Source organism: Phycisphaerae bacterium (genome assembly GCA_041652575.1).
Taxonomy (GTDB): Bacteria; Planctomycetota; Phycisphaerae; order Sedimentisphaerales; family UBA12454; genus UBA12454.
This window is the reverse complement of the sequence record JBAZHC010000001.1, coordinates 180,678-206,472: the sequence shown is the minus strand read 5'-3', so window position 1 is coordinate 206,472 and position 25,795 is coordinate 180,678. Positions and strand designations below refer to the sequence as shown.

The 25,795-nt window shown below is 46.1% G+C and carries 21 protein-coding genes and 1 other RNA gene; 11 read left to right on the top strand and 11 right to left on the bottom strand.

Annotation, left to right across the window (positions count from 1 at the left end):
• Positions 1 to 52: 52 nt before the first annotated feature.
• Complete coding sequence (locus WC496_00990; protein MFA5291588.1) at positions 53 to 1,591, bottom strand: SBBP repeat-containing protein; 1,539 nt, start codon at positions 1,589 to 1,591, stop codon at positions 53 to 55.
• Between the two features lie 147 nt (positions 1,592 to 1,738).
• A complete protein-coding gene (locus tag WC496_00985) occupies positions 1,739 to 5,224 on the bottom strand; it encodes an SBBP repeat-containing protein (GenBank protein MFA5291587.1) in 3,486 nt (1,161 codons plus the stop codon).
• A 284-nt stretch (positions 5,225 to 5,508) separates the two neighbouring features.
• Here WC496_00985 and rnpB point away from each other — a divergent pair.
• Positions 5,509 to 5,895, top strand: an RNA gene (rnpB, locus tag WC496_00980) — RNase P RNA component class A.
• Positions 5,896 to 5,906: 11 nt separating this feature from the next.
• Here the strand turns inward: rnpB and WC496_00975 are convergent.
• The 3 genes from WC496_00975 to WC496_00965 form a co-directional block, all read right to left on the bottom strand.
• The gene (locus WC496_00975) at positions 5,907 to 6,707 is read right to left on the bottom strand and encodes a hypothetical protein (GenBank protein MFA5291586.1); all 801 of its coding nucleotides are present in this window, start codon (positions 6,705 to 6,707) and stop codon (positions 5,907 to 5,909) included.
• A 14-nt stretch (positions 6,708 to 6,721) separates the two neighbouring features.
• Entirely contained in the window at positions 6,722 to 7,525 is an 804-nt protein-coding gene (locus WC496_00970; protein ID MFA5291585.1) for a LamG domain-containing protein, read from the bottom strand.
• Positions 7,526 to 7,820: 295 nt separating this feature from the next.
• Positions 7,821 to 9,263 (bottom strand): MATE family efflux transporter, encoded by a 1,443-nt coding sequence (locus tag WC496_00965; protein MFA5291584.1) that lies wholly within the window; start codon positions 9,261 to 9,263, stop codon positions 7,821 to 7,823.
• A 63-nt stretch (positions 9,264 to 9,326) separates the two neighbouring features.
• Here WC496_00965 and WC496_00960 point away from each other — a divergent pair, with 63 nt between their 5' ends.
• The 4 genes from WC496_00960 (at position 9,327) to WC496_00945 (ending at position 13,445) form a co-directional block, all read left to right on the top strand.
• Positions 9,327 to 10,568 carry an NAD(P)/FAD-dependent oxidoreductase gene (locus WC496_00960; protein MFA5291583.1) on the top strand — a complete coding sequence of 414 codons (1,242 nt, stop codon included), beginning with the start codon at positions 9,327 to 9,329 and terminating at the stop codon, positions 10,566 to 10,568.
• A 15-nt stretch (positions 10,569 to 10,583) separates the two neighbouring features.
• The gene (locus WC496_00955; GenBank protein ID MFA5291582.1) at positions 10,584 to 11,030 is read left to right on the top strand and encodes an arsenate reductase ArsC; all 447 of its coding nucleotides are present in this window, start codon (positions 10,584 to 10,586) and stop codon (positions 11,028 to 11,030) included.
• A 74-nt stretch (positions 11,031 to 11,104) separates the two neighbouring features.
• Positions 11,105 to 12,442, top strand: a complete 1,338-nt coding sequence (locus tag WC496_00950; protein ID MFA5291581.1) for a hypothetical protein — start codon at positions 11,105 to 11,107, stop codon at positions 12,440 to 12,442.
• A 10-nt stretch (positions 12,443 to 12,452) separates the two neighbouring features.
• Entirely contained in the window at positions 12,453 to 13,445 is a 993-nt protein-coding gene (locus WC496_00945) for an FAD-dependent oxidoreductase (GenBank protein ID MFA5291580.1), read from the top strand.
• Between the two features lie 80 nt (positions 13,446 to 13,525).
• Here WC496_00945 and WC496_00940 read toward each other — a convergent pair whose 3' ends face one another.
• Positions 13,526 to 14,920 carry a citrate/2-methylcitrate synthase gene (locus WC496_00940; protein ID MFA5291579.1) on the bottom strand — a complete coding sequence of 465 codons (1,395 nt, stop codon included), beginning with the start codon at positions 14,918 to 14,920 and terminating at the stop codon, positions 13,526 to 13,528.
• A gap of 281 nt (positions 14,921 to 15,201) precedes the next feature.
• Here WC496_00940 and efp point away from each other — a divergent pair, with 281 nt between their 5' ends.
• Both efp and secA read left to right on the top strand, forming a co-directional pair.
• Positions 15,202 to 15,741, top strand: coding sequence for an elongation factor P (gene efp / locus WC496_00935; protein MFA5291578.1), 540 nt, complete (start codon positions 15,202 to 15,204; stop codon positions 15,739 to 15,741).
• A gap of 31 nt (positions 15,742 to 15,772) precedes the next feature.
• A complete protein-coding gene (secA, locus tag WC496_00930) occupies positions 15,773 to 19,291 on the top strand; it encodes a preprotein translocase subunit SecA (GenBank protein ID MFA5291577.1) in 3,519 nt (1,172 codons plus the stop codon).
• Between the two features lie 274 nt (positions 19,292 to 19,565).
• On the opposite strand, the gene WC496_00925 is transcribed toward secA, so the two are convergent.
• The 5 genes from WC496_00925 to dtd all read right to left on the bottom strand — a co-directional run bounded on the left by WC496_00925 (position 19,566) and on the right by dtd (position 22,588).
• Positions 19,566 to 20,147, bottom strand: a complete 582-nt coding sequence (locus tag WC496_00925; GenBank protein ID MFA5291576.1) for a hypothetical protein — start codon at positions 20,145 to 20,147, stop codon at positions 19,566 to 19,568.
• A gap of 3 nt (positions 20,148 to 20,150) precedes the next feature.
• Positions 20,151 to 20,489 carry a DUF86 domain-containing protein gene (locus tag WC496_00920; protein MFA5291575.1) on the bottom strand — a complete coding sequence of 113 codons (339 nt, stop codon included), beginning with the start codon at positions 20,487 to 20,489 and terminating at the stop codon, positions 20,151 to 20,153.
• The gene (locus WC496_00915) at positions 20,473 to 20,811 is read right to left on the bottom strand and encodes a nucleotidyltransferase family protein (GenBank protein ID MFA5291574.1); all 339 of its coding nucleotides are present in this window, start codon (positions 20,809 to 20,811) and stop codon (positions 20,473 to 20,475) included. Before WC496_00915 ends, WC496_00920 begins: the two co-directional genes overlap by 17 nt.
• Positions 20,812 to 20,823: 12 nt before the next feature.
• Positions 20,824 to 22,032 (bottom strand): tyrosine--tRNA ligase, encoded by a 1,209-nt coding sequence (tyrS, locus tag WC496_00910; protein ID MFA5291573.1) that lies wholly within the window; start codon positions 22,030 to 22,032, stop codon positions 20,824 to 20,826.
• 106 nt (positions 22,033 to 22,138) lie between these two features.
• Positions 22,139 to 22,588 carry a D-aminoacyl-tRNA deacylase gene (gene dtd, locus WC496_00905; GenBank protein ID MFA5291572.1) on the bottom strand — a complete coding sequence of 150 codons (450 nt, stop codon included), beginning with the start codon at positions 22,586 to 22,588 and terminating at the stop codon, positions 22,139 to 22,141.
• 367 nt (positions 22,589 to 22,955) lie between these two features.
• On the opposite strand from dtd, the gene WC496_00900 reads away from it, so the two are divergent.
• From WC496_00900 to WC496_00885, 4 genes are all read left to right on the top strand, one after another.
• On the top strand, positions 22,956 to 23,390 hold the full coding sequence (locus tag WC496_00900; GenBank protein ID MFA5291571.1) for a response regulator: 435 nt from the start codon (positions 22,956 to 22,958) through the stop codon (positions 23,388 to 23,390).
• Between the two features lie 134 nt (positions 23,391 to 23,524).
• Positions 23,525 to 24,061 carry a YeeE/YedE thiosulfate transporter family protein gene (locus WC496_00895; GenBank protein MFA5291570.1) on the top strand — a complete coding sequence of 179 codons (537 nt, stop codon included), beginning with the start codon at positions 23,525 to 23,527 and terminating at the stop codon, positions 24,059 to 24,061.
• 13 nt (positions 24,062 to 24,074) lie between these two features.
• Positions 24,075 to 24,611: a DUF6691 family protein gene (locus WC496_00890; protein ID MFA5291569.1), complete on the top strand. Its 537-nt coding sequence runs from the start codon at positions 24,075 to 24,077 to the stop codon at positions 24,609 to 24,611.
• Positions 24,612 to 24,910: 299 nt separating this feature from the next.
• A complete protein-coding gene (locus tag WC496_00885) occupies positions 24,911 to 25,594 on the top strand; it encodes a PEP-CTERM sorting domain-containing protein (protein ID MFA5291568.1) in 684 nt (227 codons plus the stop codon).
• Positions 25,595 to 25,795: the final 201 nt, after the last annotated feature.

Below are 25,795 nucleotides of genomic sequence, written 5' to 3'. Positions count from 1 at the left end.
ATCAGAATTCAGAATTCTGTATGCTGTGTTCTATGTTCTGTGTTCCCGTTTTTTACTGCCAGCAGTCGCCCTGCTCTGCCAGGCCGCACTCCAGCCAGGTATCGGCTATATCTTTAAGCACAGGATAATCTGTTTCCCAGCCTGTATAGCTGCCGGCAAAAACTGTAAGGTCAAGTAAGTTTACCTGACAGTCGCCGTTTAAATCGCCCGCAGGCGGTACGGGACATGGGTTAGTTATCGTATATTTAATGGTCGCGTAATCGTAATTATTTATCGAGGCCATACTGTAGCCCGTTACATACATATTACTATTATCAACAATTATTTGTGCGCTGCCGATATCGGCCAGTGAATTCGCATTATAATTCATCTTCCAGTTTTTCACGCCGTTCGAGTCATAGCAGATTGTAAGATAATCTGCCGAGCCGCTCTCAACGCTTGTGCCGTGGATATAAACATTGCCGAAATTATCGGCTGCTATTGCATTGGCATAATCGGTCGAATCGCCCGCGCCGTTATATCTGCTTGCCCAAATCTGTGCGCCTGTCGCGGAATTATATTTTATAGTAGCAGCGTCGACACTGGTTGCCCCTTCGCTGTATCCCGTTACCACAACATTGCCGTCCGAACTGACAGCGATTGCGTAGGAATAATCCCAGCCCGTTGCCGTGCCGGTATAAAATGCCGTCCAGAGTCTGCCCCCCGCCGGCGAATATTTCATTGTTACATAATTTGAATCGAATATCGTCTCGACTGAGCCTGTAACATAAACATTTCCGGCCGAATCAATCGCCATTGCTCCCAGTCCGTCCCAAAAATGATCCTGGCCGTCATAAGTTTGCGCCCACAATAAAGTGCCGGCCGAAGAATATTTCACTATCAGGCAATCCCGTCCTGTGTCGGCTCCTGTCGATTCGCCGCAGGCATAAATATCGCTGTTGCTGTCAATTACAAGTTTATAAAGGGCATCATAGCCGTTTCCGGTTCCGTTGTAGGTCCGTACCCACGCTATGTCGCCGTTAGGTGTATATTTTATTATCAGGCCGTCTCCGTTTGCCGTGCCGGATATATAAATGTTACCGCCGGCGTCTGTAACAACATCAGAAAAACTGTCTTCGCTGTCGCCTGCAGAATTGTATGTCTTTACCCAAAGCTGCGTGCCGGAAGAATTGTATTTTATCACTGCGCCGTCATTGTTCAGCGACGTTGGTAATTTACTGCGGCCGGCAACTACGACATTTGAATTCGCGTCAATCGTTATCGCTTCAGAATAATCGGGACTTCCGCCTATACGATTATATGTTTTTGTCCAGACGGTATTTCCGTCCGGCGTGTATTTTATCGTTACAAAATCTTCATTCGTGCTGACGTTTTTCGCGTAGCCGCTCACATAGACAAAGCCGTTCGAATCTATAGCCATATCTGTCGCGTAATCGTGACTGTTTGCTGTTCCGTTATATCTTGCCGTCCAGTCTATCTGCGGCCCGGCGGCAAAAACAGAACCGCTAATCGCGCACAGACAAACAGCAATTATAAAAAACACCTGAAAATCCATCTTCCTGCTCGTTTGGGAAACCGAAGAAACCGGCATAGCCACCCCTGTCTTTGAGTTATTAATAGGGGTATTATACCACGAAATTGGCAAAAAATCAAGCTTTAAACTGATAAAAAGACTACTTTTACAGTCCTATAAAGCGCAAATCCAGGTATTCTTTTAAGAATATTCAGCCGAGCCGCCTTACTGCCAGCATTCGCTCTGATGCAAAAGACCGCAATTCAGCCAGGTATCGGCTATATCTTCAAGCGTTACATAATCCGTTTCCCAGCCTGTATAGCCATCGGCAAAAATCGCAAGGTCAAAAAAGTTGACATGGCAGTCGCCGTTTAAATCGCCCTGAGGCGGGGCAGGACACGGCTCGAATATCGTGTATTTAATGGTCGCGTAATCATAATTACTTGTCGAATTCATACTGCAGCCGGTAACATAGATATTGTTATTATCATAAACCGCGATTGCGCTGCCGATATCGGTCAGTCCGGCCGAACCGTTATAATTTACTCTCCATCGCTCATTGCCGTTCGAATCATAGCAGATGGTAAGATAATCTGTCGAGGTCGCTTCGAAGCTTCTGCCGTGAACATAAACATTGCCGACTTTGTCGGTTGCAATAGAATCGGTATAATCCGTTGCATTGCCGGCGCCGTTGTATCTGGCCGCCCAGATTTGTGCGCCTGTCGCAGAATCGTATTTTACAGTAGCCGCATCGGAACTGGTTTCCCCTTCGCTGTATCCTGTAACAACGACATTGCCATCCAAACTGACAGCGATTGCGTAGGAATAATCCCAGCCCCAGCTTGCGCCGGCATAAAAAGCCGTCCAGAGCCGACTGCCGGCTGGTGAGTATTTTATCGTTACATAATCGCAATCGCTCGCGGTTTCCACAGAACCTGTAACATAAATATTGTCGGCCGAATCGATAGCGATTGCCTCCAGCATATCCCACTGGTTGGCGGAACCGTTATAAGTATCCATCCATAATAAAGTCCCGTCCGGCGAATATTTCATTATCAAGCCGTCCTGGTATGTACCGGCCCCCGCCGTTTCGCCGCAGGCATAAATATTGCCGCTGCTGTCAATCGCAAGTTTATAGAAAGTATCAAAATTGTTTCCTGTGCCGTTATAGGTCTTCGACCAGGCAAGGGTGCCGTCAGGAGTGTATTTTATTATCAGGCAGTCCTGGTTTGTCCTTCCGATTACATAGACATTGCCGTTGGCGTCTACTGCGACATCGCTTAGCCTGTCGTCGCTGGCGCCTGACTGATTGTATGTCTTCGCCCAGAGCTGGGTGCCTGCGGAATCGTATTTTACCACAACACCGTCATAGCCGGAATATGTGGTGTAATCGTAACCGGCGACAATAACATTTGAATTTGCGTCGACAGCGATTGCCATTGCATAGTCCGGGGTCGAAGAACTGCGGTTGTATATTTTTGCCCACGCGGTATTGCCGTCCGGCGTGTATTTTATTGTTACGAAGTCGTAATCTGTTCCGATGTTTTTGGCATAGCCGGTAACATAAGCATTGCCGTTTGAATCGGCGGCAATGTCCATCGCGTAATCCGGGCCGTTGACTGTGCCGTTATATCTTTGCACCCAGGAAATTTGCAGCGGGTCAATGGCGAATGCAAAGTTGGCCTGAACCGTGCGGTCGGCATCAATCAGAACCGTCGTGCTCGGCGAATTCGGATTTGCAACCTTACCCGCCGTTACCGCTGTGCCGGTCCAGTTAATGAAAATATGATTTGGCTCCGCCAGCGCAGTGATATCTGCAAAGGTGTTTTTGTCATAGCCGTATGTACCTACCCCGGGCGTTGTTACAGTACCGCCGCCTGTAGCAGAGGTTGTCAAAAACTTCAGATTTGTATCGAAGTTTGCCCGGATTGTATAATTGCTGCTCATCATAACGGTTGTGTTCGGTGAACTCGGATTCGCAACCTTGCCGGCAGTTACCGCTGTGCCGGTCCAGTTAACGAAAAAATAACCGCTATTCGGCAGTGCGACTACATTTGCATCGGTGTTTCTGGCATACCAGTATGTACCTATGCCCGGCGTACTTACAGTACCGCCTGCCGAAGCAGAGGTTGCCAAAGACTTCTGACTGGTATCAAAGTTGGCACAGATTGTATAATTGCCGCTCATCGTAACGGTTGTGTTCGGTGAATTCGGGTCTGCAACCTTGCCGGCTGTTACCGCTGTTCCGGTCCAGTTAACGAAAGAATAACCGGTATTCGGCGATGCGGCGATATCTGCATTGGCCTCTTTGGTATACCAGAAGGTGCCTATGCCCGGCGTACTTACAGTACCGCCCGCTGTAGTCGAGGTTGTCAATGACCGTACATTAACCGTGGTAAAATGCCAGACTACGCCTGTAGTTGTACCACCGGAATTCTTTTCATCTATACGCCAATAGTGAGTTGTTCCGCCTGCCATTATTTCGGAGTTAAAAGTCGTTCCTGTCTGATTACCCTGAAACACTGGCGGATTTGTGGTTCCGAAATAAACATCATGTGATACTGCATTGACCCCGGCAGTCCAGCTAAGCTGGACAGCTAAACTGACATTTGTTGCACCATTGTTCGGGTCAGGATTGGTCGCCTGACCGGGCGGCAACGGAATAAGATGAATTATTGTAACGCCCCAATGTGCCATTCCGGAATAACTGCCTCCCCATGTCATTGGATGAACGCTGTTGTCCCATGTGTCGTTAACGTAGATTGTCTGCGAACTCGCTTCGTAACCTACGCCAACCATAGTATGTCCCTCGAGCTGAATCATGACCGGATGGCCGTTATCGATTTCCGTTCTGTAATTGGCCAAAGAAAAACCTCCGGACACTAACGGATCTATTCTTTGAGTGTAATTTTCCTGAACCGTATAACCTCGCGATTCAGCAAACAATCTTAAGCCGTGACATAATTCTGTCTGAGGCAGTCCCAGGCTTGAAGGTGGCACATAATCATACAATTTTGTTGCGTCGTTGTAAGAAAAAACCGATGTAGAGCCGTCTACGTTGGTTTCTCGTGTTCCGTCGCCGTTTGACCATGGGTCAAAGTCCCACTTCCACTGGTTGGTTCCCATATAGTCAGCGGTGCATCCGCCCCAGGTATGTTCGGTCCAGTTTCCTTCCCATGGGTCAGGACCGGGATCTAAGTAGCCCGTCCAGTAATCGTCAACATGCCCTCTTGTCGCTCTTCCGTCAAAACCATTCTGCGTAGCGATTATGGAACACGAACCGGCAATAGGCGTGCTAATCCCCTGTCCGAGATCATGCAGCGGAGCAACGCCGCCGTTAGTCGGGCCTGTATACATATTCGGATATCCTGTGCGGTCGTAATATCCGAAAATCATTCCGGCCGAAGTTGCAGAGCAGCCGTAAGTCCAGACCGAAGTTGGAACGCTGAGCATTACCGCCGACTGCGACATCTCAGTAACTGAGAGTCTTTGGATATCTTTTGGCGGAAAAGGAGGGCTGTCCATAAACATTACTGTGATTTTCTGTAATTGTTCAAGGCTAAGAGAATCTCCCAGGGTTGTTGGTCCTACCTTAATTACTGAAATGCTGTTGGAGTCTTCTCCGGCCGCTGTGCTTGTGCCGATACTCAAAGATAAAATAGAAATAATAATTGCAGGAATAATGACACTGGATTTAAGTGAGTATTTCATGTTCTGTTTCTTTCTCCAAAATTTATATACTGCAATTCCACACGGATAAATGCGGCAAAAAAATTTTAGAACAATATCTTCCCGCCTCCGCATGGCCTTAATATCAAAGCCCAAACCACCTTATTACAAGACATCGGATTGAAGATATTATACCACAAAAATAGTCTAAAATCAAGGTTTAAACCGCCAATAAGGCCTTTTTATTACTGGACTTGCAAAAAATAAGGTTTTTATGATATAATAACCGCCGTAAAATTTATTCTGATAATTTTAAATTCTTTTGTCCGGCGGGTCGGGCGGCCGCCCCGCACCTGCTTGGTATTCTTTTAAGAATTGAAACAGATTTTAAGAGAATATGGAGCAGGTGCGGGGAGGAAAGTCCGGGCAGGACAGGGCGCGGTGATGGCTAACGGCCATCTGGAGAAATCCACGGGAAAGTGCCACAGAAAATACACAGCCTTCGGGCAATGGTGAAAAGGTGCGGTAAGAGCGCACCGCGATTTTGGTGACAGAATCGGCAGGGTAAACCCCACCGCCTGCAAGACCAAGTATGCCGGTATGCTCGGCCCGAGCGTTATCCCGGCGGGTAGGTTGCTTGAGGTTGTCGGCAACGGCAATCCCAGAGAAATGGTCGCCGACTACAGAACCCGGCTTATAGACCCACCGGACAAAAGAATTTATGTTATTTGTGTTTTCTTCTTAAGGCAAACATCCCTAACGCAAGTATCGCTGCGGAGGCGGGTTCCGGAATCGTGGTGAACTCTATCCCGTTGAGGTATTCAATCCAAAGACCGTATTTGAACTCGTCACTGCCAACAGTCATAGTAGGGAAAGCAAGTCCGTTGAGGTCCTTGGCATTGATGACCGAGACCTCAAGGTCGTAGGTGCAATTGGGGTTCAGTGGGCCGAGCGGCTCCCAGGAAGTTGTATCCATCGAGACAGGGATGTTCTCGTACCAATCGTTATCGCTATCCAGCCATAAACCTAAGGCATCCCCGGCGCCGCTGTCTATAGTCCAGGTGAACGTCGGATTGAGACTAACATCCGTTGCACCATAAGCGGGATAGGTGAAATTGACAGGGTTCGTGGGCTCGGTAAGGCCGCTGTTGTCCAGATTGAAGGTAAGCAACGAACTGCTGTCGCTGTAAAAGTCGAAAGTGTACTCGCCAGTTGGGTAGTCGCCCTGCAAGGCCGCAATGGTAAGATACCCCGATGACTCGAATTCCCAATTGCCATCGACTTCGTAAATAGTAGTAAAGGGCGTCAAATCGCCGGGCTTTGTTACTTCGATATGGTCGAGGCTGCCAGAATCATCAAGTTCTACCCAGACCTCAAAGCGCCAGGGGTAGAAATCTGGTGTCCCATCTGTATGACTCTTGTAGGAGGTCATGACTATCGTATCAACGTCGAGCGCTGCCTGCGCCGTGCCGGCTGTTGCCATAATCAATCCCACTACTGCACAAACTGTCATTAACTTTTTCATGATTTATCTCCTTCTTAAATTGTTATTTTTATTAACCGATTTTTTCTAATGAGGCTTAAGGCACCGAGGCCGAGCAATGCGATAGTTGCGGGTTCAGGAATCAGATAAAGTTGATTAGCTTCGGCTGCACTTAGAGCATAATCGTAAATGCGGACGTCATCGATTTTACCATTGAAGAATCGGTAATAATAATCGTTAGCGGATCGTGCGCCGATTAAGACAGGCGAGATTGTTCCCGCCACTATTCCATTACATACGCCGTTATTGTCCAAAACACCGTTTATATACAGATATTTGGCGGCTCCCTGGCGGACGGCGGTAACATACGTCCATTCATTTCCATAACCTCCTGTTGAAACGAGGCCATCTCCGCCGGTAGATGAATCGACAGAATAAGTATCAAAGTGAATTTTATCGTCAGCAGTTTGCTGGATTAACCATTGTCTGCCCAGATTTATATCATACTTGGATATAATATTTCCTGTTCCTGAATTTTCGCCGCCGATGTCATGTGCGCCTTCGGTTTTAAACCAAAAGGCAATTGTAAAATCATTACCGCCAAACTCAAACTGGCTGACGTCTCCGAAATTTACATAATCACCGCTGCTGTCGAAATCCAGACAGCCGTCGATTTTACCGGCTGTCCAGACCGGGTCGCCTGCGATAGCACCGTTATGGCTGTCTGCGCTGTCGTGAACCGTTGCGCCTGAAGTTTCATCCAATGTCCAATGCGATATGGGTGCATCAATAATGCCCGCATAAACAAAACCACTCAGAACTGAAATTAATACGACTGCGAAAATTAGTGTTGTTCTCATAACCCCATACCCCTTCCAAAAAAAATGTTATTCTTTTTTCCTTACTGTAAAGGTTAAGGAGTGAATTGCCGGAAGAATACCGCTGACTTGAAAGTCCCTCTTTGCAAACATCATTCTCTCCTATCCCGAAAATAACGATTTACTATAAAACTATTCAGAAACTAACCGAGCAAATCATCATTCTTCCTCTCCTCAAGGATAGGTGCATATTGTAAATCCTAACGTCCTATAAAAACAAGCCAAAAAAACAAATTTCGGGGATTTTTTTAACTTTTTGTCAATTAAGCGGTTATATTTATCCGGCATCTGTTTCGACGGTCGGCACAGAAGGCATAATGCCCGGCAGCACAGGAGCTTTTTCTATCACCCGCATTGTTTTCCATTTGCCGGCGAGGAATCGAAGCAGGAACAATATTGCCAGCGCGCACACATAACCTGCCAGAGCGGCCCATGCTATATAAAGTCTTGCCCTGCCGTGCAGAAATGTTACAGCCGCCCAGCTCGGAATAACCATAATAATCCAGTTGAGCCAGATTGAAATATACATTACAAATTTCGTATCGCCCGCTCCCTTTAGCGCCGCCGAAAAAATAATATTGCCCGTATCGAAGATGCAGTAAAAACTGACGAAGTAAAGCAGTGTTTTCGCTATCGGCCTCATCGCTTCCATCTGCTCGGCCGATGCTTTCGCCTCGAACGGCAGCATAAACAAATCCGGAAAAAGCCAGTAGCCCGCCGCTATAACAATCATATATCCGAAGGTCAGCCTGGCCGCTGACCAGGTGACTTTTTGCGCGATGTGCGGCTTGTCGGCGCCCAGTGCCCTGCCGACAAGTATTCCTGTCGCTATACCGAAGCCTATCATCGGCATAAATGAAAGCGTATTAATCTGAAGAACCATCGAAGAGGCCGCGAACGATACCGCGTCGATTCTGCCCACGAAAACCACAAAAAGCGTAAAACCCAGTATATCGAGCATAAACTGCACGCCGCTCGGTATGCCGAATTTCATTAACCTGCCGAAAAGGTCTTTATCGAAAACATAATTAGACGTGCAGAAATCCCGGCGATGAGCGGGCCACAAAAAAACGATAAAATAAATCACGCAGGTTGCGGCACTGGCGATAACGGTTGCTATCGCAGCTCCGCCGATGCCCCATTTCGGAAAACCAAAATGCCCGAAAATCATCGCGTAATCAAGCACAGCATTTAGAACTGTTTTGAAAACATTAATCCATAAAACTGTCCATGTTTTCCCTCTGCCTGTCAGGAAGCAGGAAAGCGAAGCGTCGATAATTCCCGGCAACGCCCCGAGCAGCAGAATCCTGAAATATACAAGTTCATATCCGGCGATTGCCGGTTCATGCCCGACAAGTGTGATAAGTGGTCTGGCAAACAAGGCAATTGCCGCCATTATCAGTCCGGCACCGATGGAAAAATAAACGCTCTGCCAAACGGAGGGGCCGATTCTGTTTTTCATTTTTGCGCCGTCGTACTGCGAAACAAAAGTATTGGCATAGCTGGCCGTGCCGAGGAAAAAACTGAAGAATACAAAACTGAGTATTCCACCCAGCATCGCCGCGCTCATCGCGTTCTGGTCGTACCACATCAGAAAAACCCGGTCCACGAACATCTGCAGCGTCATCGCCGAGGTGCTTAGTATCAGCGGAAATGCGATTTTCAGCACTTCTTTGCATCCGCCTTCATTTATATTGATTTTTTCAGTATTTTCTCTCATTATGTCTCTGTAAATTCAGGGCTGACTATGTTAATCTGAAACTTACTTCTTTTCAAAATAATTATGACTGAAACTGACATATGTATAATTGGTGCTGGACCGGCAGGTATGATGGCCTCTATTGCCGCGGCCCGGCGTGCAAAGAAAGTCGTTGTCATAGAGTCGAACACAAGTGCAGGCAGAAAACTTCTGCTGACAGGCGGAGGCAGGTGCAATCTCACGCATACCGGTTCAGCCGACGAAATTATAAGGGCATACAAACCTTTCGACAGGTTTGTCCGCCACTGCATTTATGAATTCGGCCCGCAGAAGCTGCGGGATTTCTTCCGCAATCACGGCCTTGAAACAGTCGTCGAACAATCCGGCTGCGTATTCCCCGAAACTCAAAACGCAGGCGACATTCAGCAAATACTTTTCGATGAAATGAAGAAATTAAATATCAGAATATTTTACGACAAAAAAGTCGTATCAGTCAAATTGTTTAGCCCCGACACCTGCGGTCGGGGTTTATTTATTATTGAATCAGAAAAATCTGTGATTTCAGCGAAATGTTTGATAATCGCAACCGGGGGCGTAAGCTGGCCGCAGACCGGTTCGACAGGCGACGGATACAAATTCGCCCAAAAGCTCGGCCACAAAATCATAAAGCCAATTGCCGTCGTAGTGCCGCTGGTTACAGCGGAAAAATTCTGTTCTTCTCTGGCCGGCATAAGCGTAAAAAATGTTTCAATAACAAGTAAAATCAACGGCAAAAAAATATCGTCTTCGGGCCCGATGCTTTTTACCCACAAAGGTATCGGCGGTCCTGCCGTTTTCGATATGAGCAGAAATATCGCTGATTTACCGAAAGGCAATATTAAAATATTCATCGACTTTTTACCGGATATAAAAACCAATGAACTCGATAAAACAATAATCACGGCCAATCCTCGACAAAATATCATCTCTGTACTTTCACAGCTTTTACCGAAAGCCCTGATTAAGACGATTTGCGCTGAAAATAATATTCCTGAAATCGGCGCCGGGCAGATAAATAAAAAATTACGGAAAACCCTTGTCGAAAAACTCAAAACATTTCCGCTTTCCATTGTTTCCGCCGAACCGGTTGAAAAAGCGACTGCGACAAGAGGCGGCGTCGATACAGCCGAAATTGACAGCAAAACCATGCAGTCAAAACTATGTCACGGATTGTTTTTCGCCGGCGAAACGGTTAATGTTGACGGCCCCTGTGGCGGATATAATCTGCAGTTTGCATTTTCAAGCGGGGTTTTAGCTGGAAAATCCGCCGCTCTGCTATTAGAATAGTTCCGGGTTTTAAAAATGACGGATAAAAAAGAAAAATTGAATATCTTGTTCCTGTGTACCGGCAATTCCTGCCGCAGTCAGATGGCCGAGGGCTGGGCGAAAAAGCTTAAAAGCGACTGCATAGAAGCCTTTTCCGCCGGCGTTTATCCTGTCGGCGTAAGCTCAAGGGCCGTAAAAGTAATGGCCGAAGTTGGTGCGGATATTTCCAGCCATCGTTCCAAGCACATCGACGAGCTTGCCGGAATTGATTTTGATTATGTAATTACGCTTTGCGATAACGCCAAAGAAAGCTGTCCTGTTTTCCACGGCAAAACAAAGCTTGTCCACAGGCCTTTTTCGGACCCGTCTTTTTTAACAGGTTCGGAAGAAGAAATAATGGATGCGTTCAGAAAAACTCGTGACGATATTCGGGATTTTGTTATGACCTTGCCCGATAATCTTGAACAAGAAGTAAAGAGATAAGGATATAATGAAAGTATGCGATTGCTTTTCCTTATTTCCTGCATCTTACCTCTTTATTTCCTTAAAGGAAAAAAATGGCAAATAATGAAAAATTAAGACGGTGGGGACTCGACAAGGCGGCATTTTTCGGCCTGCTTCTGCTCGGTCTTCTTTTAGCGAAACTTCTTATCTCGTCCAGAACGGATTTTAAGCTTTCTGAGCCTGTCGGGGTTAAAGGTACCGGTCTTACGGTTTCTGTTCCTGCCGATGGCGGCTGGAAATCGCTTTCAGACAGCTTCAAATATGAGGACAACGAATTCAGGCTTGCCAGCCTGATGCAGATTAACAGCAACTCAGCCATTTCGCTGCGGTGGCGGTATTTACTTCAGCCGTCCCAGGAAGGTGCCTCGCAGCAGTTCGAGGCGATGGCCGCTTCCGTACAGGGAAAGATTGAATCCGTAAAGTCTGAGAAATTCGGCGACTTTACATTCGACTATGCTCAAATCTCCTCTGAAAAGGCCGTGGTTCTCTGCGGCACAACTGTCCTGCCCGATGGAAAAGTTATCACGCTTGAAGTGGCGCATAAAGGTCTTGGCGGCGACCTTGCCGAGAAAATCTTCAAAGCGCTTCTGGCCTCGGTAAAATATCTGCCGGACAATCCGCTCACAAAAGGCGTAGAATTCCTGAAAAATTTTAAAGCCTCGTATTCGGAAATATTACCGCGGCAGGGTCATCGTGATTATTACCATATAAAAGATACTCGCGGCAATACTATCGGGTTCTCTACAGATAGTATTTCTTACTCGGCAGATTCAAATGACGATTCAGCGGTTACATTCGCAGGAATATCATTCATAAGTTCCAGCTACAACACTTATACCGAACAAACGGTTTTCCACTCGGATATTTCGCTGCGCAGGTTCGACTGGACGATAAAACAGGGCAGTCTGTTGACAAATCGTCAGCAGCCGACTCACATTCAGCTCGACGACGAGAATGTGCTGACCGTACAGAAAAATGACGTTATCAATAAATTTTACTTTACAGACTCAATGGTACCTGACGTTATCTTTGACCGTGTTGTCGCTGAATTTCTTAAAAGTAAATTCGATACCGTTATGCTTGAAATAATACTTTCAGACGGCAAAATAGCACCTGTGATTCTTTCGAGAATAAAAACGTCTGAAACTTCCGTTTTGCCGGCTCAATCCGCGGCACAGGTCGAATTTTTCGGAGCATACACGGTACATCAGAAGATGTACTTCGACGGCCAAAAAGGACTGCTGTCCGCCGAAATACAGGGCAGCTTTTCGTACCGGCTTGAAAGAACGACAAGAGCCGACATTCTCGCTGACTTCCCCCAGTGGCTCGACAAAATCCAGATGATGGAACAATATCAGATGAAAAAAGGAAGTAAGGACATAAAGAAGTAAGGAACAGTTAATGGCAGAGGTAATTTACGACAGTATAATCATCGGCGGAGGCCCCGCCGGACTTGCGGCGGCTCTTTACAATTCAAGAGACAGATTTAAGACGGTCGTTCTCGAAAAATTCTTTCCCGGCGGCCAAATAATCACCACCGACCGCATAGAAAATTTCCCCGGCTTTGAAAGCATTTCAGGCCCTGACCTGATTGAGAAAATGAAGAAGCAGATTGACAGCTTCGGCGCGGAATTCAAAACCGAAGAAGTAAAAAAACTTACAAAGCTGCCTGACGGAAATATTGAGATAAACTGCGGCAAAAAGACATTTATCGGCAAATCCGTGATAATCGCCTGCGGAAGCTCTTATCGCAAACTCGACGTTCCCGGCGAAGAAGAATTTCGCAACGCCGGCGCCGGTGTAAGCTATTGCGGAACCTGCGACGCCCCGTTTTTCAAAGGCAAAAAAGTCGTCGCCGTCGGCGGCGGAAATACTGCTGTCGAGGAAGCACTGCACGTCGCGAAATTCGCGGCCGAACTTACCCTCGTCCATCGACGGCAGGAATTCAGAGCGACAAAAGTGCTCGTCGAGGAACTTATGAGCAAAGTCAACAATGGCGGAAATATAAAACTCAAACTCGATACCGTTGTTGTCGCAATCGAAGGTGATAAAAAGGTTGAAAAAGTACGTGTGAAAAACGTAAAAACAAACAACGAAGAAACCCTTCCCTGCGACGGCGTTTTTATCTTTGTCGGTATGGTTCCGAACACTTCATTTCTCAATGGTTTTGTCGATTTAACCGAAGCGGGCTTTGTCAAATGCGATGTAGGCTTTCTGCGGACGAAAGTGGCCGGCGTTTTCGTGGCGGGCGACTGCAGAACAGGAGCGGCTATGCAGCTTGCAACCGCAGTCGGCGACGGCGTAAACGCCGCAATGATGACAAAACAATATCTAAGAGACGCGAACTGGTGGAATCAGCCGGTTCCGGATGCACTTACACCGGGAAAATGGTGAGATACTTATAGCCACTAAGGCACTAAGACACTAAAAATAATATATATAAAAACTTCGTGCCTTTGTGTCTTCGTGGCTTTCTATCTTTTCGACGTTGGGATATATTCTCTTTTTTCCGCGACGCTTTTATACGCCGGTCTGATAATGCGTCCGCCGCTGACGGTTTCTTCGATAAAATGAGCGCACCAGCCGGAGATTCTCGAAACCGCAAAAAGCGGAGTATAAAGCGCGGTCGGTATTCCGAGCATCCTGTAAACAAAACCGGAATAGAAATCCACATTCGGACAAACTTTCTTGTCTGACTTTTTGATTTTCTGGAATATCTCCGGCGAAAGTCTTTCAATAAGAGAATACAACTCGAATTCCCATTCGAGGTCCTTTTCCTTGGCAAGTCTTGCCGCCTGTTTTCTAATCAGGGCCGTTCTAGGGTCTGAAATCGTATAAACAGCGTGCCCCAGACCGTAAATCAGGCCCGTACCGTCGAATGCCTCTTTTTTGACAATCCTGGCGAGATAATCGGCAACCTGGTTTTCGCTTTCATAATTCTTTACGTTCTTTTTGATGTCGTCCATCATCGCGATGACCTGAATATTCGCTCCGCCGTGCTTTGAGCCCTTCAGCGAACCTATTGCCGCCGCGATTGCAGAATAAACATCGGTATCGGACGAGGTAACCACGTGCGTAGTAAAGGTCGAATTATTTCCGCCGCCGTGCTCTGCGTGCAGAACCAGACAAAGGTCGAGCAAATCCGCTTCTGTCTTGGTATATTTCTTGTCCGGCCTTGTAAGCATAAGGAAATTTTCCGCTGTGGAAAGTTTCTCGTCAGGCGAATGGATATAAAGGCTCTCGCCGTCATAATAGTGTGCCTTGGCCTGATAGCCGTAAGCGGCAAATGTCGGAAATCTCGCAATCAGTCCTATGCACTGACGAAGAATATTTTTCAGCGACCTGTCTTCCGGCGTCTTGTCGTATGAATACGCCGCCAGAACGCTCCTTGCCAGTTTGTTCATCACGTTATTGCTGGGCGCCTTGAGAATCATATTTTCCGTAAAACCTTCCGGCAGATTTCTGTTCTTGCCGAGCAGGTGACAGAATCTGGTCAAATCCTTTTTCTTCGGCAGCTCGCCGAACAGCAGCAGGTACGCGGTCTCTTCGAAGCCGTGTCTTTTTTCCTTCTGGAAACCGGAAACAATATCTTCGATTTCCATACCTCTGTATCGCAGCCTCCCCTCGATGGCTTCTTTTTCGCCTTCGTTGATGACATAGCCGTGCACGTCGCCGATTTCGGTAAGACCGGCCAATACGCCCGTGCCGTCGGCGTTTCGCAGGCCGCGCTTGACGGCAAACTGTTCGTAAAGCTGCGGGTCAATTTTATTGTTCTGCTTGGCGAGCCTTGAAAGCTCGGTCAGAAACGGGTCCTTGGGAGTCTTTTCTGGAACAATTCCTTCGATATCCGGCGTTACAACTTCTGCCATTTTTTCACCTGTTAATTTAGGATTTCCGGTTAACCGCCTCAACGCACGATGAGACGACATAATATAATAGATAAGAATAGCTTATGCAAGAACCTTTCTTGACTTTCAGGCTAATTTGGGGGATACTGTTGTCTTAAATAAAGGTCTAAGCCGCATAGGGATGAATCCCGTTAGACCTCTTTAGATATGATTAGTAGAAAAAACTTTAGAAAAGGCGAAATTAACATAGATTAAATAAATGAGAAAGGGTTTAGAGGTCTAACGGGATGAAGGCAGCGGAAATGAAAAAGGGTCAGACGATCCTGTGGGAAGGAAAGCTCTATATAATTATAGACTTCGAGCACGTCAAGCTCGGCAAAGGCGGCGCAATTTATCAGACAAAAATCAAGGGTGTTATTGACGGACTGATAAATAACGCCAGAATCAGGTCCGAGGAAAACATCGAAGAGGTTACTCTCGATAAGCGGAAATACGAGTATCTTTATTCCGAGCCGAACGGCCACGTCCTTATGGACCTTGAAACTTACGACCAGATAACGCTCGACGATGACGCCTTCGGCGACGGCAGAAAATATCTCAAGCCCAACACCGAAATCGCCGTCAGTACATATGAAGGCAAACCAGTTATGGTTACTTTGCCAAATTCTGTCGACCTTAGGGTTGTCGAAACGCCGCCGGAGATAAAAGGCGCAACGGCTTCGGGCCAGCGAAAATCCGCAACGCTCGACACCGGCGCCGTTATCAGTGTGCCGTCGTTCATAAAGGTCGGCGATGTTGTCCGTGTCGATACACGCACAGGCGAATACATTACAAGAGCATAAAGCCTGAATTTTAAATTTTAAATTGTTAATTATGGCTCAGGGAAAAATAAGTCGGCTGCTCGTAAAGCTTTTCGGTTCACGCAACGAAAGACTCATCAAGGGATATATGCGCATCGCCTTAGAGGCCGGCCAATTCGAAGAGCAGATAAAAAACCTCAGTGACGACGCTTTAAAAGCAAAAACAGCGGAATTTAAAAATCGTTTATCTGCCGATGCAAACCCGGAACACATACTGTCCGAAGCCTTTGCTGTCGTTCGTGAAGCGGCAAGAAGAACCGTCAATATGCGGCATTTCGATGTCCAGCTCATTGGCGGCCATGTCCTTTATGACGGCAGGATTGCTGAAATGACAACCGGCGAAGGAAAAACTCTTGTTGCCACTCTTGCCGCGTATCTTGTCCATCTTACGGGAAAAAAGGTGCATGTCGTTACCGTCAACGACTATCTGGCAAAACGCGACTCCGAGTGGATGGGCCCGGTTTACAATGCCCTGGGGCTGACCGTCGGCGCGATTCAGGCAAATATGGAAACCACCGGCGCCGACCGCAAGGCACAATACTCCTGCGATATAACTTACGGAACAAATAACGAGTTCGGCTTCGATTATCTGCGCGACAATATGAAAGTCTCTGCAGAGCAGCTGGCGCAGGGCCCGCTCGAATACGCGATTATCGACGAAGTTGACTCTATCCTTATCGACGAGGCCAGAACGCCGCTGATTATTTCCGGCCCCGCTTTCGACGATGTCAGCAGATACAAAAAGGCCGATGCCGTCGCAAAACAGATTATAAATATGCAAAGCAACTATAATCATATAAATCAGCAGCTCGATTCGGCACACAAGACAATAGCGAACGCTCAGGGCGAACTTTCAGAATCGAAAAAAGCAAAAGACGACCTCCGCGTACAAAAAGCCCAGTCTGTAATTGAAAAAACTCAGACTGAAATTGAAAACCTGCAGAGCCGGCTCGACTCGGCAAAGCAATATTACGAAATAGAATACGACCGAAAAGCGGTTCATCTCAATCACGACGGCCTCGGCGCAGCTCAGGACCTTGCCGGCGTCGGCTCGTTCTTTACAGGCTCGAATATGGAATGGCCGCATCTTCTCGAACAGAGCCTGCGGGCGCATATTGTCTTTGAAAAGGAAAAAGACTACGTCGTAATGGACGGCAAAATCATAATTGTCGATGAATTCACCGGCCGTCTTATGCACGGCAGACAATGGTCGGACGGTCTTCATCAGGCCGTAGAGGCCAAGGAAAATGTTACTGTGAAAGAGGAATCCCAGACCCTTGCGACAATAACGCTGCAGAACTTTTTCCGTCTCTATGAAAAAATAGCCGGTATGACAGGCACCGCCATCACCGAAGCCGACGAGTTTATGCAGATATACAAACTCGAAGTCGTTACCATCCCGACAAACAAACCCTGCATCCGCGACGACAAAGACGATATGATTTATAAATCCATTAAGGAAAAATTCAACGCTATCGTAGAGGAAATTCACGACACAAGCTCCGCGGGCCGCCCTGTGCTTGTCGGCACGATAAGCGTCGAAAAGAGTGAGGCGATTTCAAACGCCCTGACCAGAAAATACGGCATAGAGCACGAAGTTCTTAACGCCAAACAGCACGCAAGAGAAGCGTTAATCGTTGAAAAGGCGGGCCATCAGCACACCGACCGCTCGGGAAAACTCTGCGGCAACGTTACAATTGCTACGAATATGGCCGGCCGCGGCACGGATATCAAGCTCGGCCCGGGCGTCGCCGATATTGGCGGTCTGCACATAGTCGGCACTGAGCGACACGAGTCCAGAAGAATTGACAATCAGCTTCGCGGACGATGCGGCAGACAGGGTGACGCCGGTTCTACCCAGTTCTTTTTAAGTTTCGACGACGATTTGCTGAAAATCTTTTCTCCTGAATGGACAGTAAAGGCTCTTTCATGGGTCGGCTGGGAAGAAGGCGAGCCGATTCAACATCGCCAGATTAGCAAAGGCGTTGAAAAGGCGCAGAAAAAAGTCGAACAGCGGAATTTCGAGGCAAGAAAAAGCCTTCTTGAATTTGACGAGGTGATGGACTATCAGAGAAAAACCTTCTATTCCCGCAGAAGACAGGTAATCGAAGGCATAGGCCTTAAGGATATGATTACCGCGATGATAGATTCGACAATCGATAAGGCCTGCAGCGATATACTCGACGCGGACTATCGTTTGAAATGTATCGCCGAATGGGTAAAGACAAATTTCGGAGTCGATATAAATCCGGGCCGTATCTCCGGCTTTAACGCCGAGCAGATAGAGGAACTGGCAAAGAAAAACGCGAAAAATGAGGCCGCAAACAACATCTCCGTTACTCTTGGCGAATATCTCGAAGACTTCGCTGACAAGAGCACCTGGAACATCGAATCTCTGTGTAAATGGGCGATGAGTTCGTACAGCGTAAATCTTTCAGGCAGTAAAATCCGGCAAATGACCGCTGAAGAAATCGAACAAAACCTTATCACCGCCTCTGCCGAACAGATAGAGAAAAAAGATTGTTCTTCGCTGGCCATATTCCTTGACGCTGATTTTGGAATCAAAACATTTGCCAACTGGTCGGCCAATAAATTCGGAATCAAACTCGATGTAAACGAGCTGGAACCATTAAAGCCGAAGCAGGTTTACGAAAAGCTTCTCGGCCTGGTACAGATTCTCTATGCCCGTCGGGAAATAGAATACCCCGTTGAATTCGCGATGAGTATGACTTATCGCACCGACAGCGTAAATGTCTATGCGTTTGAAAATCTTGCAGGCTGGATAAACGAAAGGTTCGGTAAAGAAATCACTGTTTCTTATCTGCAGAATACTTCCCCTGCCGCGGTCCATAAAGAACTGCTGAAAATCAGCGAAGATTACCACAGCTCAGGTCTTAAAAATGAAATCGATGAAAAAATCGCATCTCTTCAGCCAGACCAATTCGTTGAATGGGCGAATAACAGGTTCAAAGCAAATTTGAAGAGTGATGATTTCGCATCAGAGCCGCGACCGTCAGAGAGCGGTATGGTAAATACCGCTAAGGAAAAACTGCTTGAGGCAGGCAGGGAATTTTTAAGGACTGAACTTAGCGAGCTTGAAAAATATGTCCTTCTGCAATTCTACGATTCAGCGTGGAAGGACCATTTGTATGCGATGGACCACATGAAGGAAAGTATTTTTATGCGGGCTTATGCCGAGAAGGACCCGAAAATAGAATATAAACACGAGGGATTCCGGATGTTCGGCGAGATGCTTGATTTAATTGAAGATAAAGTTACTGATACAATCTTCAAGGTTCGTCTCGAAGCGGGTACAAGAACAAAAAGTATCTGGCAGGCAGGCCAGACAAAACACGAAGAAGTTAGTCAGTTTGAAATGGCCGAACGTCAGCGTGCCGCCGCTCAGGCCCCGCAGGGCGAAGCAACCAGAGTCAAACAGATAAAGCTTGAACAGCCCAAGGTCGGCAGAAACGACCCGTGTCCGTGCGGCAGCGGGAAAAAATACAAAAAATGCTGCGGCACTAACGCTTAATTAGCCACAAAGGCACGAAGGCACTAAGTTTTAAAAATATATACTTCTCTTTGTGCCTTCGTGTCTTGGTGGCTATTTTTCAAGATTTCTTAATCCACTTGTGACGAAAGATGTCCCTGATTTTATCTGTAAATGAAATTCCTGACTTTTGAGTGGATGCGGAAAAATCCAATTTCTTCAAATCATTGGCTTTTATCTTCTTTTTGAACAGAGAGGAGATAAACAAAACGAATGCAATTTTTAAATCTTCAATCTTCAATCTTAAATCTTCAATTTATCTAACAATCGCCGTTTTTGTCGCGGCCAAAAGCCTGGCGCCTGTGAGGCTTTCAATTTGCTGCTGATTGAACAACTGATGTCTTTCGAGAATTTCAGGCTCATCGGTATAATATCTTTTTACCGCCTCAATGCCGCCTTCCGCGGAACCGTTTGTTTTATAATCTATATCCAAAAGCCATTTACTGAATTGGTCGTTATATTCAGCAGGAAAGATAATCGCGACAGCAAATTTATCATCGTCGTATTTTGCAAGATGAACTTTTGCTTTTGTCGGCGGCGCAGTCGTTACAGCCGAGCTTATCAGTTTCTTATAATCGCTCTGTGCTGCGACTTCATCGAATTCATAAAAGAACATTCCCATCTCAAGCTCGAATATTTCATTCGGTACACCCTTTAGTTCCATTTTGCCGTCAGGATATGCTTTATAAATTCTGTAAACTTTTATGTCCCTGAATTTTTCGCTTTCGAGAAGTTCCGCCACTTCATCAGCGGTAAATCCAACCCCATTGTGACCGCCGAAATCAACCGCATAAAGGTCGACGTATCTATCCGGATTTTTTATTTCTGGTAATCTCATAAATCAATCCACCTTTATAATGGCTTTTATCTGCTTTTTAAGGCTGGGCAGTTCTTTTTTTGCAATATCCCATACTACGTCAATCAGAACACCGAAATAATGATGAACGATTATATTTCGCATACCTATGATATCATCCCATGGAATTTGTGGATTATCGGCACGGAATATTTTGGAGATGGCCCTGGCCGCTTCGCCTATAATCTCAATATTTCTGACTACTGCATCCTGTGTTTTGTGGTCGGACAGAAAGTCCTTGTAGCTCATACCTTTTGCATAGCTAAAAATTCTTTCAATGGCATCAAGTATATCCAGTAATCGCAGTTCAGTATGTCGGGACATTTATAAAATCCTTCATAATCTGTTCCTTAAGCCTTCCCTGGATAGATGGTAAAGTCAATAGGTCAACATCTCTGCCAAGTATACCTTTGAGCAGTATTTTCAGGCTTAAATACTTTCTGTATGTTGTCTTGTCAAATTTAACAACAATATCCACATCGCTATTTGCCCTCATCTCCCCTCTTGCGGCAGAACCGAAAAGTCCAAGTTGTTTCACACCAAGTTTTTTTATCTGTCCGCGATGCGATTGCAGCTTCCTTATAATCGGCTCAGCCTTAATTGCTTTTTGAACTTTCCCGTTTTTATTTTTTTTTATATTATTCATAATTTAGCCTGTTCAATTTACCGAAAGTTTCGCGAATTTAAGTTTTCCTGCACGGACAATCATTCCGTTTGCAGGCGTTATCGGTTTATTCGGGTCGGTAATTTTTTCGCCGTCGATACTCATTCCGCCCCCCGCTATAAGTCTTTTCGCTTCTCCGCCGCTTGCGACAAGATTGCACACCGCCAGCAGTTTCGCCGCCGTTACAGGCTCGCCCGATATTTTTACCTCCGGCATATCCTGCGGCAGTTGTTTCTGCGCAAATACTTTATCAAACTCATCGGCAGCGGCCTGTGCCGTAGCTTCATCGTAAAATTGTTTTATAATGGTTTTGCCGAGAAATACTTTCGACTCTTTCGGATGACTCTTTTGCGAATCGACGAGTTCCCTGATTTTTTCAGCGGGTATATCCGTCAGGAGCGTAAAATAATTTTCCATCATTTCATCGCTTATACTCATCACTTTGCCGAACATATCTTTTGGCGAATCTGTTACGCCGATGTAGTTGCCTTTTGACTTGCTCATTTTTTCTACACCGTCAAGGCCGACAAGTATCGGCATCGTAATTACAATCTGCGGCTTTTGATTGTTTAATCTCTGCAAATCGCGTCCGACAAGGTTATTAAACGTCTGGTCGGTTCCGCCCAGTTCGACATCGGCCTTTACCATAACAGAATCATATCCCTGCATCAGCGGATATAAAAATTCATGCATACTTATCGCATCTCCTGCTTTATAACGGATTTCAAATGTATCACGTTCGAGCATTCTTGCAACAGTAGTAGAACTGGTAAGTTTTATAATATCGGCAAGCCTCAAATCTGCCAGCCATTCGCTGTTTGGCCTGACTTCGAATTTGTCTTTCGATGTATCGAGAATTTTCCCAGCCTGGTCGATGTATGTCTTTGCGTTTTTGTCGATTTGTTCAGGTGAAAGCATCGGCCTTGTTGTGTTTTGTCCTGTCGGGTCGCCGATTCGTGCGGTGTAGTCGCCGATAATCAAAACAGCCTTATGTCCCATATCCTGGAACTGTCTCATCTTCCGCATAACTACGGTATGTCCAAGGTGAATATCCGGCGCAGTCGGGTCCATACCGAGTTTGATGCGAAGCTGGCGTTTTTCTTTTGCCGCCTCAACAAGCCGCTCGGCAAGTTCTTTTTCGTTGAAAATCTCAACTGTTCCGCGTTTAAGCTCTTCAACCTGCTGTTTTATTGTATCTGTCATATTTACCTCAAAGACGTGGTATTTTAATCGAAAGCCCATATTCAATCAAGAAATGATTTTGGGTATGTAATCCGTAAGCCCCCGGGTTTATCCCGGGGGTTCGTTTTCAAAATAATCTTTTACTATCTATTAAAAAATTGATTGGCCCGTCGTTTGACGCCGTTACATCCATATAGGCGGCAAAGATTCCATTTTGAACTTCAAGCCCTTCTGCTTTTATAAGTTCGACGACTTTTTCATAAAGTTTTTCTGCGATTGCAGGCTCTGCCGCCAAATCGAAGCCCGGCCTTCTGCCCTTTCGGCAATCTCCGAAAAGAGTAAAGTTGCTGACGACGAGCACCTGTCCTATTTTATCTTTTACGCTTAAATTCATCTTGTCGTTATCATCGGCAAAAATCCGCAGGTTGACAATCTTGTCCGCTACGAATACCGCATCGGATTCGTTGTCGTCTTTGCCGACGCCGAGATAAACGAGCAGACCGGCATCTATTTGACCGGCGATATTATTATCGACGGTAACTTTAGCGTTTTTTACTATTTGAACTATCGCTCTCATATCTGAATGTTAAACGAGGATTACATCTCCGTCAATGCGCAAAAAAAATCCCGCATTCAACGCAATGCGGGAAAGGGCAAAAGGGAACTAAAAAATCATGGCTCAAACTGTTTTCTCGATTTATCTCCTTATCAAGGCCTGATTATACCATAAAAAATCTGTTTTTGCCAGTTGATTCACTTAAAACAGTGCTTCCGGCCGGAACAAACAAATGCCTTATACCGCCATAAAACATTTTATGGGACTCGGCATAAAAATTTTTCGGCCTGACTATCTGCTGCAGCGTTTTTATCAGTTGTGATTCCCGTAATGCCGCTAAACATTTTCGCCGATAATAAAGATAGCTTGAATTAGCAGGGAAAATACTATGCAGGAACCGACACATATACTTGTAATTGACGATGACGCAACAATAAGGCTGCTGCTTCAGAACGCCCTGGTCAAAAAGGGATTCAAGGTCTTCTCCGCTGCCAATGGCCGCGACGGCATTGACCTCGCAAAATCCGAAGAAATCGATATCGTACTATTAGATTGGATGATGCCGGAAATGGATGGTATGGAAGTACTGGTAGAGTTGAAACGTAATACCGAAACTATGCACATTCCGGTATTAATGCTCACCTGCAAGGATGATTCGAAGGATATTGACCTGGCCATCAGCAGAGGCGCCATCGATTACATCGTTAAACCTTTCAACACTTACGAAGTTCCGGATATAGTGCAAAAGCATCTTGAAAAAATCCATCATGGCGAACACACACGCAAACAGGGCTTTTTCAGCAAACTCTTATCTCACCATTAATATTATCTATATTGCCGTTTTGAACCCGGCGATACGCCCCCTATTGCATCATTAGTGATTTCCTGTATAAAATACCGCCAATTAGCCGATTTAGCTATATCGGTCGTTGTGGTATTTTTGAAAGGAGTCTGTTTATGGACGATTTAACTGTAAAAAAATCCCCTTTGCCGTGGTGGCTTGCCGGGCTTGTGCTGGGTCTGGTGCAGATTCTGGCTGTCGGCCTTGCCGAGCCGCTTGGCGTATCGACACAGTTTGTCATCGTCGACGCAAAAATTATTAAATCTGCCGCGCCGCAGTACACACAAAACCACGGTCTTATCAGCTCTGAAAAATATCAAAAGTTAGGTTACGGCTTTTGGCTCGATGTCGGAATTGTCGCCGGAGCTGTTATCGCCGCTTTGGGAATGAAAAAATGGAAACTGAAAAAGACGACAATCTGGTGGCAGGCGAATTACGGCTCGAACGTTACTAAAAGAATGACAACCGCATTTATCGGCGGCTTTTTAGTCCTGCTCGGTGCCAGATTCGCCGGTGGCTGCACAAGCGGCCAATTCGCAAGCGGATGGGCACAGCTTTCCCTTGCGGCCGTGCCATTCTCTATCACGCTCTTTGCCTTTGGAATGATAACGGCAAAAATATTTTACCCCAAATGTCCCGATATCGAAAAATAAAAGGAGTTGAAATATGGATACTAACTTAACAGGTTTTGGAGCAGGACTGCTTTTCGGAGCGGCCTTATATATGGGCGGCCTGGCACAACCGGATAAAATCGTCGGCACATTGAGATTGAAAGATTTTCACGCTATGCGGACTATCGCTTTATTCGTTATAGTCGGTATGCTCGGCACATGGTTCCTCGATATGGCCGGCATCGCACATTACAGTGTAAAACCGGCAGCGGTTGTGTCGGTGCTTATTGGCGGAGCAATTCTCGGCATTGGTTTCGGAATGACAGGCTATTGCCCCGGCACTGGCCTTGCCTGTGCAGCTTCCGGAAGAATTGACGCCCTTGTCTCTGTCGTTGGTATGTTCGCGGGAGCTTTCTTTTTTATCCTTATCTACCCGGCTATTGTCGTTCCGCTTGATAAAATCGCCAGTTACGGCAAAGTAACACTTCCGGAAATTACACACATCCCTCGCAGCGTTTACACGCTGGTAATATCTGTTGCGGGTCTTGCGATTCTCTTTAAAACAAGCTGCAAATGCAAAAAATGTAATTAAAATAATTTCGCAAAGGTTCGATAATAAAGCCGACGGCAAATCGCAGTCGGCTTTTTTGTAAAAAAACTCAGGTAAAATGCTTCCTACTCTTGCATTTTCCATTTTATTTTGATATAATCCTCTAAGAATTGGGGTAGCGAAAAACATCTTCAACTGATAAATCGACTTTGTGCTTTCAAGTGAATCTTTTGCTTTATGGGATTTTTTAGTATCTACCCGAATCTATAGCTTTAAAACGAGTTTATCTGCCCGGGGGGCATTTAAGATAAGTAACCAATATTTTAGAAAGGGGTAAGATTATGTTGAAACGAGGACTATTTGTATGTGTTTTAGGGGTACTTTTAACTGCTATGCCGGCTCTTGCTGACACCATAGGCCCATTTTTCACCACGGCAATTCCACTTACAACAACCGATTGGCCTGGAACTCCTGACGCTACTTCGTTAACATTCCAGCAGTTTGACTCTTCGCTGGGAACATTAACCAAGGTAATATTTAACCTTAGCGGTTTTATGAACACAGATATCACAGTTACCAACAACGGCGGCACTTCGTCAACAGGCGATGCCCACACCCGTTTGAGGTTATATATTGGATATCCTACTGTAGAGTCTCCCACGCTCTCTCTTGGCGCTCCGCAAATCGATATATCCAGTGATGACTTCGTGTTCACCAATCTTGCTCCGGGCGGCAGCGTGTCAGAAAGTTTTGATGATATTTACTTTTCAGCTTCCAAACAGTATACCGCCGCCAATATACTCGCGGCATTCACCGGGGCCGGCACAATTACGCTGGATGCGGATACTCTCACTCAAACAGTTGTCAGCTACAGTGGCGGCAATACCATTGCTACTCAAATAACCGAAGCTAGTCTGGAAGAAGGATGCGTTACTTATATCTATACTCCGGTTCCTGAGCCTGCTACAATTGCATTGCTCACAATCGGTGCTTTGGCCTCTATAAAGAGGAAAAACAGTAAATAATCTTTCTAAAGACTATTCTGTAGAAGGGTTTTAACCATATAATAAAAAGAGTCCCGACAAATCGGGGCTCTTTTTTTGCGCAAATTTTCAGAAAATCAATAAAAACAGATTTTTCTCTTGCATTTTCTTTTTTTTGTGGTATAATCCGCAGTTGAATTGGGGCAGGCGAAGAGTTACACAGGGCAAAGGCGAAAACACCGG